Consider the following 16,177-nt stretch of genomic DNA (forward strand, 5'->3'; position numbering starts at 1 on the left):
TCAATCCGGAACGGGGCGCGGCGGTTAAACGGACATGCGCCAGAGCGCAATGACGAGCAAGGTGAAGAAGGCGGCGACAAGATCGTCGAACATGATGCCAAATCCACCTTTCAGCCGGCGATCGAAATAGCCGATGGGCGGCGGTTTAACCATGTCGAAGAAGCGGAACAGGATGAACGCCCACAACTGGCCGGTCAGCGTGACCGGCGTGACCATCAGCAACACCAGCCAGAACGCGACGATTTCGTCCCACACGACGGGCGACGGGTCGTCGATACCGAGCTTTTTCGCGGTGAAGCCGCAAATCGCAATACCGCCGACAAAACCGGCGCCGATCAGCACGCCCCATTCGATCACGGTCAGATAGCGGCTGAACACGGCGAACGACGCCCACGCGAACAGTGTGCCAATCGTGCCCGGCGCAAACGGCGACAGGCCGCTGCCGAAACCGAGCGACAGAATATGCAGCGGATGCGACAGCATGAAGCGCGCGCTTGCGCGGCGCGGCTGCGGGCGTTGCGGCTTGGGAGGCGGGCCGCCGACGAGCTCGTCGGCGGGCCTGAGCGGGGGATCAGTCTGCATGAAAGTGGTCGAAGCCTTGCAACGTCAGGGTGAGCGGCGCGCCGGCGGCGTCGCGCCAGTCGATCGCCGGGCGGTCGGCCGCCGTTTGAAGAGCGCTTATTGTACCGATGCGGGTGACCGGCACGCCCGCCGTGCGGCCGGCATTGTCCACCGCGCCGCGCGCCGCGGGCGGGGCGGTGAAGCACAGTTCGTAGTCGTCGCCGCCGGCGAGTGTGCAGCGCCGCTGCGTGTCGAGCGGCAGTCGGCGCAGGGCGGCGGAGCGCGGCACGGCGTCGGCGTCGACGGTGGCGCGCACAGTCGAGCGGTCGAGGATGTGCTTGAGGTCGCCCGCGAGCCCGTCCGACACGTCCAATGCCGCATGTGCAACGCCGCGCAGCGCGAGACCGAGCGCAATGCGCGGCTCGGGGCGTTCGAGCGCACGGTGAAAGAACGCGGCGTCGGCGGCATCGGCGCTCCATTCGCCGCGCCGGATGCCGAGGCCGGCGCGCGCGTCGCCGAGCGTGCCGGACACCCAGATGTCGTCGCCGGGTTGGGCGGCGTCGCGGCGCAGCGCCATGTGCGGCGGCACGCTGCCGAACACGGTGATGCACAGATTCAGCGGCCCGCCGGTCGTATCTCCGCCGATCAGCGCGCAACCGTGCCGTTCGGCCAGCGCAAAGAGGCCCTCGCTGAAGGCGGCGAGCCACGCTTCGTCGGCTTTCGGCAGCGCGAACGCGAGGGTGAAGGCCTGCGGCTGTGCGCCCATCGCCGCCAAGTCCGACAGATTGACGGCGAGGGCCTTGTGGCCGAGCGCCTCGGGATCGACATCGGCGAAGAAATGGCGGCCTTCCACCAGCATGTCCGTCGATATCGCCAGCATCTGGCCCGCACGCGGCGCGAGCAGCGCGCAGTCGTCGCCGATACCGAGCGAGCCGTTCGCGGCAGGCGACGGCTGACCCGCCGCGCGGCGGGCAAAGAAGCGTTCGATCAGCGAAAACTCTGAGAGCATTGTGAGGAAAAGTGCGGGGGCAACGGCCTTTTGCTACGCTTCAGTCTTGGCAGTTGTACCCGTATTGAAGGGATTGGGCCGGCAATTGGGGCTACAATGCCGTCGAACATCTATTCTAATCCGCACTTCGAAGCCCGCCTTATGTCGACTCCCGTCAATAGCAAACTCCGCGAAGCCGCCCTCGATTACCACGAGTTTCCCACCCCGGGGAAACTGGCGATCACCCCGACCAAGCAGATGATCAATCAGCGCGACCTCGCGCTGGCCTACTCGCCGGGCGTCGCCTTCGCATGCGAGGAAATCGTCGAAAACCCGATGAATGCCGCGCGCTTCACGGCGCGCAGCAACCTGGTCGGCGTCGTCACGAACGGTACCGCGGTGCTGGGGCTCGGCAATATCGGGCCGCTCGCCTCCAAGCCGGTCATGGAAGGCAAGGCCGTGCTGTTCAAGAAGTTTGCCGGCATCGACGTGTTCGACATCGAGCTGAACGAGTCCGATCCGCACAAGCTCGTCGACGTGATCGCGGCGCTGGAGCCGACCTTTGGCGGCATCAACCTCGAGGACATCAAGGCGCCGGACTGCTTTATCGTCGAGCGCGAGTGCCGCAAGCGCATGAAGATTCCAGTCTTCCACGACGACCAGCACGGCACGGCAATCGTCGTCGCGGCGGCGATCACCAATGGTCTGAAGGTGGTCGGCAAGGACATCAGGGAAGTCAAGCTGGTCGCCTCCGGCGCGGGCGCGGCGGCGCTGGCGTGTCTGGACCTGCTGGTGGACATCGGCCTGCCGCTCGAAAATATTCTCGTCACCGACCTCGCGGGCGTGGTGTACAAGGGCCGCGTCGAGCTGATGGACCCGGACAAGGAGCGCTTTGCGCGCGAAACCGACGCTCGCACGCTCGCCGAGGCGATCGGCGGCGCGGACGTGTTCCTCGGCCTGTCGGCGGGCGGCGTGCTCAAGCAGGACATGGTCAAGCAGATGGCCGACAAGCCGCTGATCCTCGCGCTTGCCAACCCGACGCCGGAAATCCTGCCGGAACTGGCGCTCGAAGTGCGTCCGGACGCCGTGCTGTGCACGGGCCGCACCGACTATCCGAACCAGGTGAACAACGTGCTGGTGTTCCCGTTCCTGTTCCGCGGCGCGCTCGACGCCGGCGCGACCACGGTCACGCGGGAAATGGAGATCGCGGCGGTCAATGCGATTGCTGAACTGGCGCGCCAGGAGCAGAGCGATATCGTCGCGACGGCGTATGGCATTCAGGACCTGTCGTTCGGGCCGGCCTATCTGATTCCGAAACCGTTCGACCCGCGCCTCATCGTCAAGGTCGCGCCGGCCGTGGCGAAGGCCGCGATGGATTCCGGCGTCGCGACCCGTCCGATCGAGGACATGGAGGCGTACGAGCAGCACCTGCAGCAGTTCGTGTATCACAGCGGCACGACAATGAAGCCGATTTTCCAGCTCGCGCGCGGCGTGGAGCCGGAGAAGAAGCGGATTGTGTTCGCGGAAGGCGAAGAGGAGCGCGTGCTGCGCGCGATGCAGATCATCGTCGACGAAAAGCTGGCGAAGCCGATTCTGATTGGCCGCCCGGCGGTGATCGAGCAACGCATTGCGCGCTACGGGCTGCGGCTCGTCGCGGGTCAGGATTACACGGTCGTCAACACCGATCATGACGAGCGTTACCGCGATTTCTGGCAGGAATACTACAAGATGATGTCGCGCAAGGGCATCACGCAGCAAATGGCGAAGCTCGAAATGCGCCGCCGCACCACGCTGATCGGCGCGATGCTGGTGAAAAAGGGCGAAGCGGACGGCATGATCTGCGGCATGGTCAGCACGACGCATCGCCATCTGCACTTTATCGACCAGGTGATCGGCAAGCGCGAGGGCTGCGCGGTCTACGCCGCGATGAACGCGCTGGTGCTGCCGGGCCGGCAGATTTTCCTCGTGGATACGCACGTGAACGTCGATCCGACGCCGGAGCAACTGGCCGAAATCACGATCATGGCCGCCGAGGAAGTGCGCCGTTTCGGTATCGAGCCGAAGGTCGCGCTGGTTTCGCATTCGAACTTCGGCTCCAGCCACGCGCCGACCGCGCAGAAAATGCGCGATACGCTCGCGATCCTGCGTGAACGCGCGCCCGAGCTGCAGGTGGACGGCGAAATGCACGGCGACGTCGCGCTCGACGCGAACCTGCGCCGCGAAATCCTGCCGGACTCCACGCTCGAAGGCGACGCAAACCTGCTGGTGCTGCCGAACATCGACGCGGCCAACATCTCGTACAACCTGCTGAAGACGGCGGCCGGCAACAACATCGCCATTGGCCCGATGCTGCTGGGCGCGGACAAGCCGGTGCACGTGCTGACGGCCTCGGCGACGGTTCGGCGCATCGTCAACATGACGGCGCTGCTGGTGGCGGATGTGATCGCGGCGCGCTGATTGCGCTGAAAACGGCCGGCCCGCGCGGCGGCCGGCTTCGCCCGGAGAAAAAGAAGGCGTGCCCGCAACGGGCACGCCTTAGGGCGAACAGGGGATAGCCGCCCCAAAACGGCAAACAACAGACCGGCAAACAACAGACTTCGTCGCAGAAAGTGCAGCGCCAGGCTTTGCTCTCTGCAAGCTCGGCAAACGCCCGTCGGGTGTTGTGTTTGCTTCGTTGGGCTCATCTTAGCCCGCTCCGGCTAAATTTTCTGTCAAAAGTCGTCAAATCGCGACGGGCGGGGCTTTCGCGCGAAATCGGGCGATTTTACCGGTCTGCCGAACGTTGATTCCGGGGACCATTAGCGATACCCTTACGACTTTCATGGTCGTCAATTTCGTGATCTCACAGCCGGGAATCCTGTAAATGGCACGCAGGTGGCAGCGCATCAAGGGCGTGCTGATCGGTGCTGTTGCGCTGTGCGCTTGGTGCGGCCCCGTGCCTCAAGCGTTCGCGCGCAACTACAACGCACCCGCCGGCACGCAGGCACAGGCAGAGGGCACCGTCACGGTGGCGCAACTGCCCCGCGAGGCCGTCAATACATTGAACTTGATTGCCGCGGGCGGGCCTTACCCGTATGAAAAGGACGGCGTCGTGTTCGGCAACCGCGAACGGTTGCTGCCGCCCAACCGGCGCGGCTACTACCACGAATACACCGTTCCCACGCCTCGCTCACGTAATCGCGGGGCGCGTCGCATCGTCTGCGGAGGTCCGCTGAAGCGAACCGACAATTGTTATTACTCGGACGACCACTACACCAGTTTTAATCGTATTGTTGAATGACATCGGGATGAACGGCATGAGCGACAACGTCTACGCGCACGACACCGGAGTCGCGACGGATCTTTTCGCGGCCGGCGAGGGCAACCTGTTCCAGCGCGTCATGCAAATGCGCGCGGGCGACCAGGGCCGTGAGAACCGGAGCGAGCCTGACAGTGTGGTTTCATCGAACGAGGAGCCCATGAGTCTTTTCAGGACCGTACGACCGAACATCGTACAGTCGATCCGCGCATTCCGCGTTCAGGACCTCGCGGACGAGGCGAATCAACTCGGACAGCATTTTCTCTATGCGTACTGCGCGAACGCCCAGTCCAAGCAGGAAGTGCTGGAGACCATTGCCACGTCGTTCCTGTTTCCGAAACATTTCGGCAAGAATTATGATGCGCTGTACGACTGCCTCACCGACCTGGTCCACAAGGCGGGCGCGCAGCCGGGCTTCGTGATCGTGCTCGAGCAGTTGCCTGTCGCACAGAAATTCGACAAGGAAGGGCGCGAAACCCTGCTGGACGTATTCCGCGAGGCGGCTGAATTCTGGGCCGAGCGCAAGGTTGCGTTCCGCGTTTTTTATTCGTTCGCCTGAATGTGCTGAAGGGCGCTTCTCAGTTCTTAACTGGAGCGCCACCGGGAGTGCTGCCAGAATGTGAAAGGCCCGCCGATTTGGCGGGCTTTGTTTTTGGGGTTCATAGCGACGGCGAGCCATGGTGCGTTGCCAGGACGGCTTTTGACCGCTTTTGACTGCTTTTTGATCGCTTTTGGCTCACGCTTTAGGCCAGAGCTTCTGGAGCTGCGCTTTCGGATCGCGCTTCCGGGACCGCTTCTGGACCGCGCTTCTGGAACCGCGCTTTCGGGCCGCGCTTCCGGAACCGCGCGCCGGGACCACGCTTCGCACCGCTTTTGCCGCAGCCGCAGCCCCTGACCGACGCGCGGTCTCCCGCGCAACGAAAGCCGTTCAGCCGCCTACCACCCGCCCCACGTAGCGGCCAGCGCCGACAGCACCGCGATGCCCGCGGTTTCGGTGCGCAGCACGCGCGGCCCGAGGCCCACGGCCTGAAAGCCGTGATCCATCGCGGCGGCTTCCTCGGCGGCGGAAAATCCGCCTTCCGGGCCGACCAGCACGGTGACGGGCCCCTTCGGCGGGCTCGCCGGCAATGCGGAGAAATGGATGCTGGCGCGCGGCGACAGCAGAATGCGCAGTTCGTCGCCGACGGGCACGCGCGGCATCGCGCCGAGCCAGGTGGCGATTTCGCGCACCGGCATGACCTCCGGCAGACGGTTGCGCCCGCATTGCTCACACGACGCCCGCACGATCCCTTCCCAATGCGCGTGCCGCCGCAATGCGCGTTCGCCGGAGAGCCGCACGACGCTGCGCGTGGTCGTGAGCGGCACGAAGCTGGCCGCGCCTAGCTCAACCGCTTTCTCGATCAGCCAGTCCATCTTGTCGCCGCTCGCAATGCCCTGCGCGAGCGTGAGCCGGTACGGCGGCTCGACTTCGATATCGCGAAACTCGCGAATCTTGACCGTGACCGCGCGCCGCTCGATCGCGACGAGTTCAGCGCTGTATTCGCCGCCTTCTCCGTTGAAAAGCACGATAGAGTCGCCCGTCTGCAAGCGCAGTACGAGGACGTGCCGGACGACGTCATCGGGAAGTTGCACGATGTCGTCGGGCGAAAGGGGCGTACCGACGAAGAAGCGAGGCATCAGAAAAATACTCATTAGTTCACGAAAGGTGGCGAGCGAGCGCCCAACGGTAGCCGTCCAGATCCTCGACCTGGGCGAAGCGGTCGCCCCAGAACTGGTCCTGTGGCTCGCTCAACGATTTGGCGCCGGCGGCCAGCGCGCGGGCGTAAACCGCGTCGACATCGTCGACGTAGACATAAAACGATTGCGGGGCAATGGCACCCGCGCTTCGCGGCGTTTTGGCGGTCGAGCCGAACGCGCCTTCCGGCGCGAACATCACGATCAACTGGCCCTGGTAGGTCATCTCGACATGCATCACGACGCCGTCGTCCTGCACGCTGTCCCGCAAGTCGAAGCCGAACGCGGCCGTGTAAAAGGCGGTCGCGGCGCGTGCGTCGCGCACCGTCAGATAGGGGGTCAACCAGGGCACACCGGCTGGGCGGGAGGCGGTCATGGAGTTCTCCGGATCTATAGGATTGTTGGACGCATGCTGTAAGGCGGGCAGCGAGTCCGTATCGGCTATCGGATAGCGCGCACGGGTCAGGTCGTGCATTTTGCCCGCGCGTCAGCTTGTCGGCTTTAAGAATTGACTTAGTTTATCGCGCACTGACGGCGACACTGAAAAGAGTCCGGCGTGTGTGGCGGTGCCGTAGTGCTTCAGTGCGTCGATTCGACGCGCCGCGAGCCGTTCGGCCACGAGCTGGGCGCTCAGCGCGGCCGGGTCGAGCGTGTCGCTGGCTGCGGCCATCATCCATAACGAGCCGTACAGCGGGACAAAGGTGTTCATCGTGCGGACCACGGCGAACGCGCGGCGCAGGTCGTCGAGCAGCCCGGCAATGCGCGCGGCGTGGAAATACGGCGAGCCGAGGTGGACGGACAACGCGGCCTCCGGGCTCATCACGCGCTTGAGCTGGCGGTAGAAGTCCGTCGTGTACAAGGCTGCGGCCGGCGAGTCGGGCGGCGTCAGGTCGAAGACGATCAGATCGAATGGCGCGGACTGGGCGTCGGCGGCAGCGGCCACGTAATGCGCGGCGTCGCCGATCGCCAGTTCGACGCGCGGGTCGTCGAACGCTCCGCCGTGCACCTCGGGCAGATGCTCGCGCGTCAGCCGAACCACCTGCTCGTCGAGCTCCGCAACGACAATTCTTTCGATGCCGGGATGCGCGAGCAGTTGCCGCGCGGCGCCGCCGTCGCCGCCGCCCAGTACCAGCGCGGCCTTCGGCGTGGGATGCGCCAGCGCCGCCGGATGCACCATGCATTCGTGATAGATGAATTCGTCGCCGGTGGAGGTCATGGGGCGGCCGTCCAGCGTGAAAAGGCGGCCGAGCTGGGGCGTCTCCCACACCTCGATGCGCTGAAACGCCGAGTCGACGCGCGCAATCAGCGAGGCCTGCGGAAATCCGTAGACGGCGTCTGGAGAAGGGTGAAACAGCAACGGAGCGCTCAAGGGGCTTGCCTGCACGAAAACACGTTGAATCGGGTGGCTCGATTGTAAAGGCCGACGGCCTTGGCGGTCCGCGGCATCGGCCAGATCGGCGCGGCTTCGCGACCGGCCGAGGGCCGCGCCGCCATGCGGCTTGGCGCACAGGGGGCGTGCCGCGTTCTGTTAGAATGTCACGCTTTCAGCCTTGTCCGTTTGCTCTGCCCGTTTCGCGTCTCCCGGCGCCGCACCGTGCGCCGAAGCGAACTGGCCGCCGAGCTCCCGGACCTCAAGCGCGCACCGCCTTCTGACTCTGTCTCCGGACTCGACATGACGACCCCGTCTCCCGCACCCACTTCCTTGATGGCCAACGCGATCCGCGCGCTGTCCATGGACGCCGTTCAACAAGCGAACTCGGGCCATCCCGGCATGCCGATGGGCATGGCCGAAATCGGCGTGGCCCTGTGGTCGCGCCATCTGCGCCACAATCCGAAGAACCCGCAATGGGCGGACCGCGACCGTTTCGTGCTGTCGAACGGCCATGGCTCCATGCTGCTGTATTCGCTGCTGCACCTCACCGGCTACGACCTGCCGATCGGCGAGCTGAAGAATTTCCGCCAGATGCATTCGAAGACGCCGGGTCACCCCGAATACGGCATCACGCCGGGCGTCGAAACCACGACGGGCCCGCTCGGCCAAGGTCTGGCGAATGCGGTCGGCATGGCGCTCGCAGAGTCGCTGCTCGCCACCGAATTCAACAAGCCTGACGCGAAGATCGTCGATCACCACACGTACGTGTTCGTCGGCGACGGCTGCCTGATGGAAGGCATCTCGCACGAAGCCTGCTCGCTCGCCGGCGTGCTGAAGCTGAACAAGCTGATCGCGTTCTACGACGACAACGGCATTTCCATCGACGGCGAAGTGGTGCACTGGTTCCACGACGACACGCCGAAGCGCTTCGAAGCCTACGGCTGGAACGTCATTCCGGGCGTGAACGGCCACGACGTCGACGCGGTGGACGCCGCCATCAAACAGGCCAAGCAGTCGGACAAACCGACGCTGATCTGCTGCAAGACGGTGATCGGCGAAGGTGCGCCGACCAAGGCCGGCAGCCACGATTCGCACGGCGCGCCGCTAGGCGACAAGGAAATCGCGGCCACGCGCGAGGCGATCGGCTGGAAGTGGGAGCCGTTTGTGATTCCGCAGGAAGTCTATGCGGCGTGGGACGCGAAGGAAGCCGGCGCGCGCTTCGAATCCGACTGGGACAAGGCCTTCGCCGCCTACGCGGCGAAATATCCGCAAGAAGCGGCCGAATTCAAGCGCCGTAGCGCGAAGCAATTGCCTGCCGACTGGAAGGAAAAGGCGAAGGCGATCATCGCCGGCGCGAACGAGCGCGCGGAAACGGTCGCGACCCGTAAGGCGTCGCAGCAGGCCATCGAAGGTTTGTCGGCTGTTCTGCCGGAACTGCTCGGCGGTTCGGCTGACCTGACCGGCTCCAATCTGACCAACTGGAAGGCCGCAAAGCCGGTGCGCGTGAATGCAGAAGGCCGCGCGGCGGGCAACTACGTCAACTACGGCGTGCGCGAATTCGGCATGAGCGCGGCCATCAACGGTATCGCGCTGCACGGCGGCTTCAAGGCGTTCGGCGGCACCTTCCTCACGTTCTCCGACTACAGCCGCAACGCGCTGCGCGTCGCCGCGCTGATGAAGGCGCCGTCCATTTTCGTGTTCACGCACGACTCGATCGGTCTCGGCGAAGACGGCCCGACGCACCAGTCCATCGAACACGTCGCGAGCCTGCGCCTGATTCCGCATCTGCACGTGTGGCGTCCGTCGGACACCGTTGAAACGGCGGTGGCGTGGACTCAGGCAGTGGAACATCACGGCCCGTCGTGCCTGATCTTCAGCCGTCAAAACCTGCCGTTCTCCGAACGCACCGACGCGCAGATCGCCAATATCGAGAAGGGCGGTTATGTGCTGCGCGACTGGAACGACGAAATCGTCGCGCGCAAGATCATCCTGATCGCCACGGGTTCCGAAGTCGAACTCGCGCTGAAGGCGGTCGAGCCGCTGGCGCGCGAGGGCATCGCGGCGCGCGTCGTCTCCATGCCGGCCACCACGGTGTTCGACAAGCAGGACGCCGAGTACCGCGAGCGCGTGCTGCCGCAAGGCGTGCGGCGCGTCGCGATCGAAGCGGGCGTGACGGATTTCTGGCGCAAGTACGTGGGTCTGGAAGGCGGCGTGGTCGGCATCGACACGTTCGGCGAATCGGCCCCGGCTGGCGTGCTGTTCAAGCATTTCGGCTTCACCGTCGAGCACGTAGTGGAGACGGCTAAAGCCGCGCTCGGCTGATCCCGCGCACTGCGTTGCCGCATGGGTGACAGCGCCGGCAGGAAGGCGCTGAACGCGCGGCAGCGCGGCCGGTCAGACGAAACATCGACGTATTTTTTCAGCCATCAGGAGATAGACCATGACGATTCGCGTCGCAATCAACGGCTACGGCCGGATCGGCCGCAACACCCTGCGCGCCTTCTATGAAAACGGCAAGAAGCACGATATCGAAATCGTCGCCATCAACGATCTGGGCGATGCAAAAACGAACGCCCACCTCACGCAATACGACACCGCGCACGGCAAATTCCCGGGCGAAGTATCGGTGGACGGCGACTACCTGGTTGTGAACGGCGACAAGATTCGCGTGCTGGCCAACCGCAACCCGGCCGAACTGCCGTGGGGCGAGTTGAACGTCGACGTCGTGATGGAATGCACGGGCTTTTTCACGACCAAGGAAAAGGCGAGCGCGCACATCAAGGGCGGCGCGAAGAAGGTCATCATCTCGGCGCCGGGCGGCAAGGACGTCGACGCGACCATCGTCTACGGCGTGAACCACAACGTGCTGAAGGCATCGGACACGGTCATCTCGAACGCATCGTGCACGACGAACTGCCTCGCGCCGCTCGTCAAGCCGCTGAACGACAAGATCGGCCTCGTGAACGGTCTGATGACCACCATCCACGCATACACGAACGACCAGGTGCTGACGGACGTGTATCACGAAGACCTGCGCCGCGCGCGCTCGGCCACCCACAGCCAGATCCCGACCAAGACCGGCGCGGCTTCCGCTGTCGGCCTCGTGCTGCCGGAACTGAACGGCAAGCTGGACGGCTACGCAATTCGCGTCCCGACCATCAACGTGTCGGTGGTCGATCTGTCGTTCATCGCCGCACGCGACACGACGGTCGAAGAAGTCAACGCGATCATGAAGGAAGCGTCGCAAGGCGCGCTGAAGGGCATTCTCGGCTATAACGACGCGCCGCTGGTGTCCGTCGACTTCAACCACAACCCGGCTTCGTCGACGTTCGACGCGACGCTCACCAAGGTCTCGGGCCGTCTCGTGAAGGTGTCGAGCTGGTACGACAACGAGTGGGGCTTCTCGAACCGCATGCTCGACACGGCTGTGGCGCTCGCGAACGCGAAGTAAGCTGCCGCCGTGAGCTGAAACTCACGCTTTTGCCAGGTGTTTCGGGCCGCCGCGTTGCAAGAGTCGGCGGTTCGTCCGGCGGGCAGGAGCCGCTCTTCGGAGCGGCTTTTTTACGCCTGCGGAGTGGGGAAGTACACGCCGGCGCGCTGCGCGGCGTTCGAGATATGTGTCTCGATGGCTTTGCCGGCGGCAGCCGAATCGCGTGCCCTGAGCGCGTCCAGAATCGCGCGATGTTCGGTGTAGGTGGAGAGCACCAGTTCGCGCCGGTAAAACGGCATGCGCTGGCTTTCCTTCATGATGTCCGCGCTGCTGCTCAGGATCGACTCGATGGCGGCATTGCCCGCAATGCTCACGATCCGCATGTGGAAGTCGTAATCGAGCCGCGCGGCTTCGTCGAGCTCGTCGCACGCGAGCGCGGTTTGCATGGCCGCGATGTTTTCTTCGAACCACGCGAGGTCGGAGTCGCTGACGGCGAGCGCCGCCATGCGCGCGATAAAGCCCTCCAGCGCGTAGCGCATCTGATAGGTGTCGGGCAGCGACGACTGCGCGGCAAAACGCCACGACTGCGCCGCCGCGGCCTGCGCCCGTTCCACGTACACACCCTTGCCGGGCCGGATGACGAGCAGACCGAGCGCCTCCAGCGTGGACAGCGCCTCGCGCAGCGACGCGCGGCTGATCGCGAGTTCCTCCGAAAGCTGGCGTTGTGCCGGCAGCAGGCTGCCCACCGGATAAACACCCGCTTCAATCCGTTCGCGGATGGTCGCGATGGCGGCATCGGTGACGGTGTGCGGGACATTTTTCATCGGAATTCACTGGAAAGTGCGGTCTGACCGGCATTGTAGTACGGGCTTTACGACAGTGCGTTTGAGGACCCGGCTCACGCCCAGAAAAACGCGCTGGACCGCCCAACAAACGCGGGTAAACACCGTTTTATGATTGCTTGACGCCAGTATATCGGCTTCCTACTATCCACCATAACAGTACTGGTCGGACCAGTCTGAACAGATGGACATCCACCCCAGGAGGAAGCCGTGCTGAAGTTTCTTAACTCGCTGTTTGGCCGGGTCGTGATTGCGCTGGTGATCGGCGTCGCGATCGGCGCGCTTTATCCGCAGTTCGCCCAATCGCTGCGTCCGCTCGGCGACGGCTTCCTGAAGCTGATCAAGATGGTGATCGGTCCGATCGTGTTTTGCGTGGTTGTGAGCGGCATGGCTCACGCGGGCGATCTGCGCAAGGTCGGCCGCGTCGGCCTGAAGGCGGTGGTCTACTTCGAAGCGATGACGACGATCGCGCTTGTGATCGGCGCGGTGCTGGCCTACGCGACGCGGCCCGGCGTCGGCATGAACATCGACGTGCATTCGCTCGATCCGGCCTCGCTCTCCACCTATACCGAGCACGCGAAAAGTCTGAAGGACACCGCCGGCTTTCTGCTGAAGATCATTCCCGATACGGCATTCAACGCGTTCGCCACCGGCGACATCCTGCAGATTCTGGTGTTTTCGGTGCTGTTCGGCTCGGCGCTTTCGTTGCTCGGCAGCAAGGGGCAGCGCGTGAGCGGCATGATCGACGACCTCGCGCAGGTGTTCTTCCGCGTGATGGGCTTCATCATCAAGCTCGCGCCGCTCGGCGTGCTCGGCGCGATCGCGTTCACGACCGGCAAGTACGGCGTCGAATCGCTGAAGCAGCTCGGCATGCTCGTGCTTGTGTTTTACGCGAGCTGCGTCGTGTTCGTCGTGGTCGTGCTCGGCGCCGTCATGCGGCTCGCGGGCTTCAGCATCTTCAAGCTGATGCGCTATCTGCGCGAAGAACTGTCTATCGTGCTCGGCACCGCCTCGTCGGATGCCGTGCTGCCGCAAGTCATGCGCAAGCTCGAATGGATGGGCGTGAAGGATTCGACAGTCGGTCTCGTGATTCCGACCGGCTATTCGTTCAATCTTGACGGCTTCTCGATCTATCTGACGCTCGCCGTGCTGTTCATTGCGCAGGCGACCAACACGCCGCTTTCCACGCATGACCTGATCGTGGTCGTGCTGGTGTCGCTCGTCACGTCGAAGGGCGCGCACGGCATTCCCGGCTCGGCCATCGTGATCCTGGCCGCGACGCTGTCCGCGATTCCGGCGATTCCCGTGCTCGGCCTCGTGCTGATTCTTCCCGTCGACTGGTTTGTCGGCATTGCTCGCGCGCTGACCAACCTGATCGGCAACTGCGTGGCGACGGTGGTGGTCGCCGTGTGGGAGAAGGACATCGACCGGGCGCGCGCGCACCGCGTGTTGAACGGCGACGCCGATTTTCGCTACGTCGCGACCGGCGCCGAACCGGCTATCGAACCGGCTATCGAACCGGCCACCGGCAACGGCGCACCGGCCGTCTAAGGACGGCGTGAGCGTGCGGGCGGGTGCTTCGCGCGTCGGCCTGACGCGTCCGCCTCGCACGTTTCCCGCGCCGGGCGCGGCCCATGCGATCCGCGCCCCGCACGGTTGACGCGACCCGCCCCGACGCATCTCCAACCCTTTCGTCGCTCGACTCCAAATCATGGCCAATCCAATCCTCGACCCGAACGCTCCCGCTTTCACCCGTCGCTACATGAATCTCGCCGATCCGCGGCTCGGCGCAAAGGCGCTCTTTGCGAGCGACGAATTCTTCGCGCCGAAAGAGCGCATGCTCGATCCGCAGCCGGCGGTGTTCATCCCCGGCAAATACGACGACCACGGCAAATGGATGGACGGCTGGGAAACCCGCCGCAAGCGCACGAGCGGCCACGATCACTGCGTGATCCGGCTCGCGCGGCCGGGCGTCGTGCATGGCGTCGATCTCGACACGAGCCACTTCACCGGCAACTTCCCGCCGGCCGCGTCGATCGACGCTTGTCACGTGGAGGGCGACGCCCCGCCCGCTAACGCCGACTGGCAAACGCTCGTCCCGGCGACGACGCTGCAGGGCAACCAGCACCATTACGTCGAAGTGAACGACGCGCGCGCCTTCACGCACCTGCGCGTGAATCTGTATCCGGACGGCGGCCTCGCGCGTCTGCGTGTGTATGGACAGCCGAAGCGCGACTGGGAGCGCGTCGAGCGCGGCACGCTGCTCGACCTCGCGGCGATTGAAAACGGCGCCTATCTGGTCGCTGCCAACAACCAGCATTTCGGCCCCGCTTCGCAGATGCTGATGCCCGGCCGCGGCGTCAACATGGGCGACGGCTGGGAAACGCGGCGCCGCCGCGAGCCGGGCAACGACTGGGCGATCGTCGCGCTCGCACGGCCTGGCGTGATCCGCAAGATCGAAGTAGATACGGCCCATTTCAAGGGCAATTTCCCGGATCGCTGCTCGCTGCAGGCGGCGCGCGTCACCGGCGGCACGGACGACTCGCTCGTCACGCAGGCCATGTTCTGGCCCGTGCTGCTCGACGAGCAGAAGCTGCAGATGGACCACGTCCACACGTTCGCGGACGGCCTCGCGTCGCTCGGCGCGGTCACGCACGTGCGTTTCAATATCTTCCCCGATGGCGGCGTGTCGCGGCTGCGCCTCTGGGGCGAGCTCGCCTGACGGAGCGTCGCATGAAGACATCAGAAGCGACATTGCCGGGCACATTGCCGCTGCAGCGTCTGACGCGCGAGACGTTCGCCCCGTTCGGCGACGTGATCGAGCTCGACGGCGCGCGTCATTTCCCGATCAACAGCGGCACGACCGAGCGCTATCACGACCTCGCGCGCGTCGACGTGACGGACGACGGCGGCCGGCCGCTCATCAACCTGTTCCGCGCGCAGCCGCACGCGCTTCCGGTCGACATCAGGATGATGGAACGGCACCCGCTCGGCAGTCAGGCTTTCATTCCGTTGACGCCGTGCCGGTATCTGATCGTCGTGGCGCCCGCCGGCGAGTTGGACGCCTCGCAGTTGCGCGGCTTCTGGACCGACGCCTGGCAGGGCGTCAACTATGCGAAGGGCGTCTGGCATCATCCGCTTCTCGCGCTAGACCGCGTGAGCGATTTTCTGGTCGTGGACCGCGGCGGAGAACAGCACAACTGCGACGAGCAGGACTTGCCGCAGCCGTTGCGGCTCGCGCTGCCGGAGACGTTTCCGGAGCGCGTGGGAAGCGCGGAGATCGTGGCGTAAGCGCGGCAGCAGGCAAGCCGAACGAAGCGCAAAGAAGCGGGATAAAGCGCAGGGAAGTGGCGCTCCGGCAAGCTTCGCTGCTGTGCCGCTGCTGTTGAACCAGAAGCTGCCCAACAAGCGCTGCCCAACAAAAAAAATGGCCCGGCCGATTTCACCCGGCCGGGCCATTTTCTGCTCATTGCTCACCTTGCGACCGCGCCCCCCGACACGGCCGCCGCCGCGTCAATGCTTGCGATGCGGGCAATTTTCCTTCGTGCAGACGCCGTACAGCGCCAACGCGTGCTCCTGCAGCTTGAAGCCGCGTTCCTTCGCAATGGACTGCTGACGGTTCTCGATTTCGGAGTCGAAAAATTCCTCGACGAGCCCGCAGTCGAGGCACACCAGATGGTCGTGATGCGACCCTTCGTTCAGTTCGAACACCGCCTTGCCCGATTCGAAGTTGCTGCGCGACAGCAGGCCTGCCTGCTCGAACTGCGTCAGCACGCGATAAACGGTGGCGAGACCGATATCGAGCTCCTCATGCAGGAGGTTGCGGTACACGTCTTCGGCCGTCAGGTGACGGACCGGGCTGTGCTGGAAAATCTCAAGGATTTTGAGGCGCGGAAGGGTCGCCTTGAGCCCGATATTCTTGAGATCGGTTGGATTGGTCATGACAAGGGAT

15 protein-coding genes are annotated in these 16,177 nt (G+C 64.6%); 8 read left to right on the top strand and 7 right to left on the bottom strand.

The features are described from left to right. Positions 1-24 precede the first annotated feature (24 nt). Together ACEN8U_RS16390 and thiL are read right to left on the bottom strand one after the other, a co-directional pair. Complete coding sequence (locus ACEN8U_RS16390) at positions 25-582, bottom strand: phosphatidylglycerophosphatase A (RefSeq protein ID WP_013589628.1); 558 nt, start codon at positions 580-582, stop codon at positions 25-27. Then, positions 572-1,570 (bottom strand): thiamine-phosphate kinase, encoded by a 999-nt coding sequence (gene thiL, locus ACEN8U_RS16395; protein ID WP_015003760.1) that lies wholly within the window; start codon positions 1,568-1,570, stop codon positions 572-574. Before thiL ends, ACEN8U_RS16390 begins: the two co-directional genes overlap by 11 nt. A 96-nt stretch (positions 1,571-1,666) precedes the next feature. Here thiL and ACEN8U_RS16400 point away from each other — a divergent pair, with 96 nt between their 5' ends. From ACEN8U_RS16400 to ACEN8U_RS16410, 3 genes are all read left to right on the top strand, one after another. Beyond that, a complete protein-coding gene (locus ACEN8U_RS16400; protein WP_041745778.1) occupies positions 1,667-4,006 on the top strand; it encodes an NADP-dependent malic enzyme in 2,340 nt (779 codons plus the stop codon). 406 nt (positions 4,007-4,412) lie between these two features. Then, on the top strand, positions 4,413-4,829 hold the full coding sequence (locus ACEN8U_RS16405; protein WP_015003758.1) for a ribonuclease: 417 nt from the start codon (positions 4,413-4,415) through the stop codon (positions 4,827-4,829). Between the two features lie 7 nt (positions 4,830-4,836). Then, positions 4,837-5,406: a barstar family protein gene (locus ACEN8U_RS16410; RefSeq protein WP_015003757.1), complete on the top strand. Its 570-nt coding sequence runs from the start codon at positions 4,837-4,839 to the stop codon at positions 5,404-5,406. A gap of 377 nt (positions 5,407-5,783) precedes the next feature. Here the strand turns inward: ACEN8U_RS16410 and ACEN8U_RS16415 are convergent, their stop codons facing one another. From ACEN8U_RS16415 to speE, 3 genes are all read right to left on the bottom strand, one after another. Beyond that, positions 5,784-6,524, bottom strand: a complete 741-nt coding sequence (locus ACEN8U_RS16415; protein ID WP_041746395.1) for a 16S rRNA (uracil(1498)-N(3))-methyltransferase — start codon at positions 6,522-6,524, stop codon at positions 5,784-5,786. Between the two features lie 19 nt (positions 6,525-6,543). Then, positions 6,544-6,957: a VOC family protein gene (locus tag ACEN8U_RS16420; RefSeq protein WP_028362801.1), complete on the bottom strand. Its 414-nt coding sequence runs from the start codon at positions 6,955-6,957 to the stop codon at positions 6,544-6,546. 111 nt (positions 6,958-7,068) lie between these two features. After that, positions 7,069-7,950: a polyamine aminopropyltransferase gene (speE, locus tag ACEN8U_RS16425; protein ID WP_041745776.1), complete on the bottom strand. Its 882-nt coding sequence runs from the start codon at positions 7,948-7,950 to the stop codon at positions 7,069-7,071. 303 nt (positions 7,951-8,253) lie between these two features. On the opposite strand from speE, the gene tkt reads away from it, so the two are divergent. Together tkt and gap are read left to right on the top strand one after the other, a co-directional pair. Then, positions 8,254-10,275: a transketolase gene (gene tkt, locus ACEN8U_RS16430; protein ID WP_013589620.1), complete on the top strand. Its 2,022-nt coding sequence runs from the start codon at positions 8,254-8,256 to the stop codon at positions 10,273-10,275. Between the two features lie 118 nt (positions 10,276-10,393). Next, on the top strand, positions 10,394-11,404 hold the full coding sequence (gene gap, locus ACEN8U_RS16435) for a type I glyceraldehyde-3-phosphate dehydrogenase (protein ID WP_013589619.1): 1,011 nt from the start codon (positions 10,394-10,396) through the stop codon (positions 11,402-11,404). Positions 11,405-11,514: 110 nt separating this feature from the next. Here gap and ACEN8U_RS16440 read toward each other — a convergent pair whose 3' ends face one another. Further along, positions 11,515-12,207 (bottom strand): FadR/GntR family transcriptional regulator, encoded by a 693-nt coding sequence (locus tag ACEN8U_RS16440; protein ID WP_015003752.1) that lies wholly within the window; start codon positions 12,205-12,207, stop codon positions 11,515-11,517. A gap of 228 nt (positions 12,208-12,435) precedes the next feature. Between ACEN8U_RS16440 and ACEN8U_RS16445 the strand changes: the two genes are divergently transcribed. The 3 genes from ACEN8U_RS16445 to ACEN8U_RS16455 all read left to right on the top strand — a co-directional run bounded on the left by ACEN8U_RS16445 (position 12,436) and on the right by ACEN8U_RS16455 (position 15,516). Beyond that, positions 12,436-13,776 carry a C4-dicarboxylate transporter DctA gene (locus ACEN8U_RS16445; protein WP_015003751.1) on the top strand — a complete coding sequence of 447 codons (1,341 nt, stop codon included), beginning with the start codon at positions 12,436-12,438 and terminating at the stop codon, positions 13,774-13,776. A gap of 160 nt (positions 13,777-13,936) precedes the next feature. Continuing rightward, positions 13,937-14,947 (top strand): allantoicase, encoded by a 1,011-nt coding sequence (alc, locus tag ACEN8U_RS16450; RefSeq protein WP_015003750.1) that lies wholly within the window; start codon positions 13,937-13,939, stop codon positions 14,945-14,947. An 11-nt stretch (positions 14,948-14,958) separates the two neighbouring features. Next, positions 14,959-15,516 carry an ureidoglycolate lyase gene (locus tag ACEN8U_RS16455; RefSeq protein ID WP_015003749.1) on the top strand — a complete coding sequence of 186 codons (558 nt, stop codon included), beginning with the start codon at positions 14,959-14,961 and terminating at the stop codon, positions 15,514-15,516. A 222-nt stretch (positions 15,517-15,738) separates the two neighbouring features. Here ACEN8U_RS16455 and fur read toward each other — a convergent pair whose 3' ends face one another. Further along, positions 15,739-16,167 carry a ferric iron uptake transcriptional regulator gene (gene fur / locus ACEN8U_RS16460; protein WP_013589614.1) on the bottom strand — a complete coding sequence of 143 codons (429 nt, stop codon included), beginning with the start codon at positions 16,165-16,167 and terminating at the stop codon, positions 15,739-15,741. Positions 16,168-16,177: the final 10 nt, after the last annotated feature.

This window comes from Paraburkholderia phenoliruptrix (assembly GCF_047325075.1).
GTDB lineage: Bacteria > Pseudomonadota > Gammaproteobacteria > Burkholderiales > Burkholderiaceae > Paraburkholderia > Paraburkholderia phenoliruptrix.

What these genes read in the sequence shown, in the direction of transcription:
- ACEN8U_RS16390 (WP_013589628.1), bottom strand. Translation starts at nt 582, where the DNA reads ATGCAGACTGATCCCCCGCTCAGGCCCGCCGACGAGCTCGTCGGCGGC.
- thiL (WP_015003760.1), bottom strand. Translation starts at nt 1,570, where the DNA reads ATGCTCTCAGAGTTTTCGCTGATCGAACGCTTCTTTGCCCGCCGCGCG.
- ACEN8U_RS16400 (WP_041745778.1), top strand. Translation starts at nt 1,667, where the DNA reads ATGCCGTCGAACATCTATTCTAATCCGCACTTCGAAGCCCGCCTTATG.
- ACEN8U_RS16405 (WP_015003758.1), top strand. Translation starts at nt 4,413, where the DNA reads ATGGCACGCAGGTGGCAGCGCATCAAGGGCGTGCTGATCGGTGCTGTT.
- ACEN8U_RS16410 (WP_015003757.1), top strand. Translation starts at nt 4,837, where the DNA reads ATGAACGGCATGAGCGACAACGTCTACGCGCACGACACCGGAGTCGCG.
- ACEN8U_RS16415 (WP_041746395.1), bottom strand. Translation starts at nt 6,524, where the DNA reads ATGCCTCGCTTCTTCGTCGGTACGCCCCTTTCGCCCGACGACATCGTG.
- ACEN8U_RS16420 (WP_028362801.1), bottom strand. Translation starts at nt 6,957, where the DNA reads ATGACCGCCTCCCGCCCAGCCGGTGTGCCCTGGTTGACCCCCTATCTG.
- tkt (WP_013589620.1), top strand. Translation starts at nt 8,254, where the DNA reads ATGACGACCCCGTCTCCCGCACCCACTTCCTTGATGGCCAACGCGATC.
- gap (WP_013589619.1), top strand. Translation starts at nt 10,394, where the DNA reads ATGACGATTCGCGTCGCAATCAACGGCTACGGCCGGATCGGCCGCAAC.
- ACEN8U_RS16440 (WP_015003752.1), bottom strand. Translation starts at nt 12,207, where the DNA reads ATGAAAAATGTCCCGCACACCGTCACCGATGCCGCCATCGCGACCATC.
- alc (WP_015003750.1), top strand. Translation starts at nt 13,937, where the DNA reads ATGGCCAATCCAATCCTCGACCCGAACGCTCCCGCTTTCACCCGTCGC.
- ACEN8U_RS16455 (WP_015003749.1), top strand. Translation starts at nt 14,959, where the DNA reads ATGAAGACATCAGAAGCGACATTGCCGGGCACATTGCCGCTGCAGCGT.
- fur (WP_013589614.1), bottom strand. Translation starts at nt 16,167, where the DNA reads ATGACCAATCCAACCGATCTCAAGAATATCGGGCTCAAGGCGACCCTT.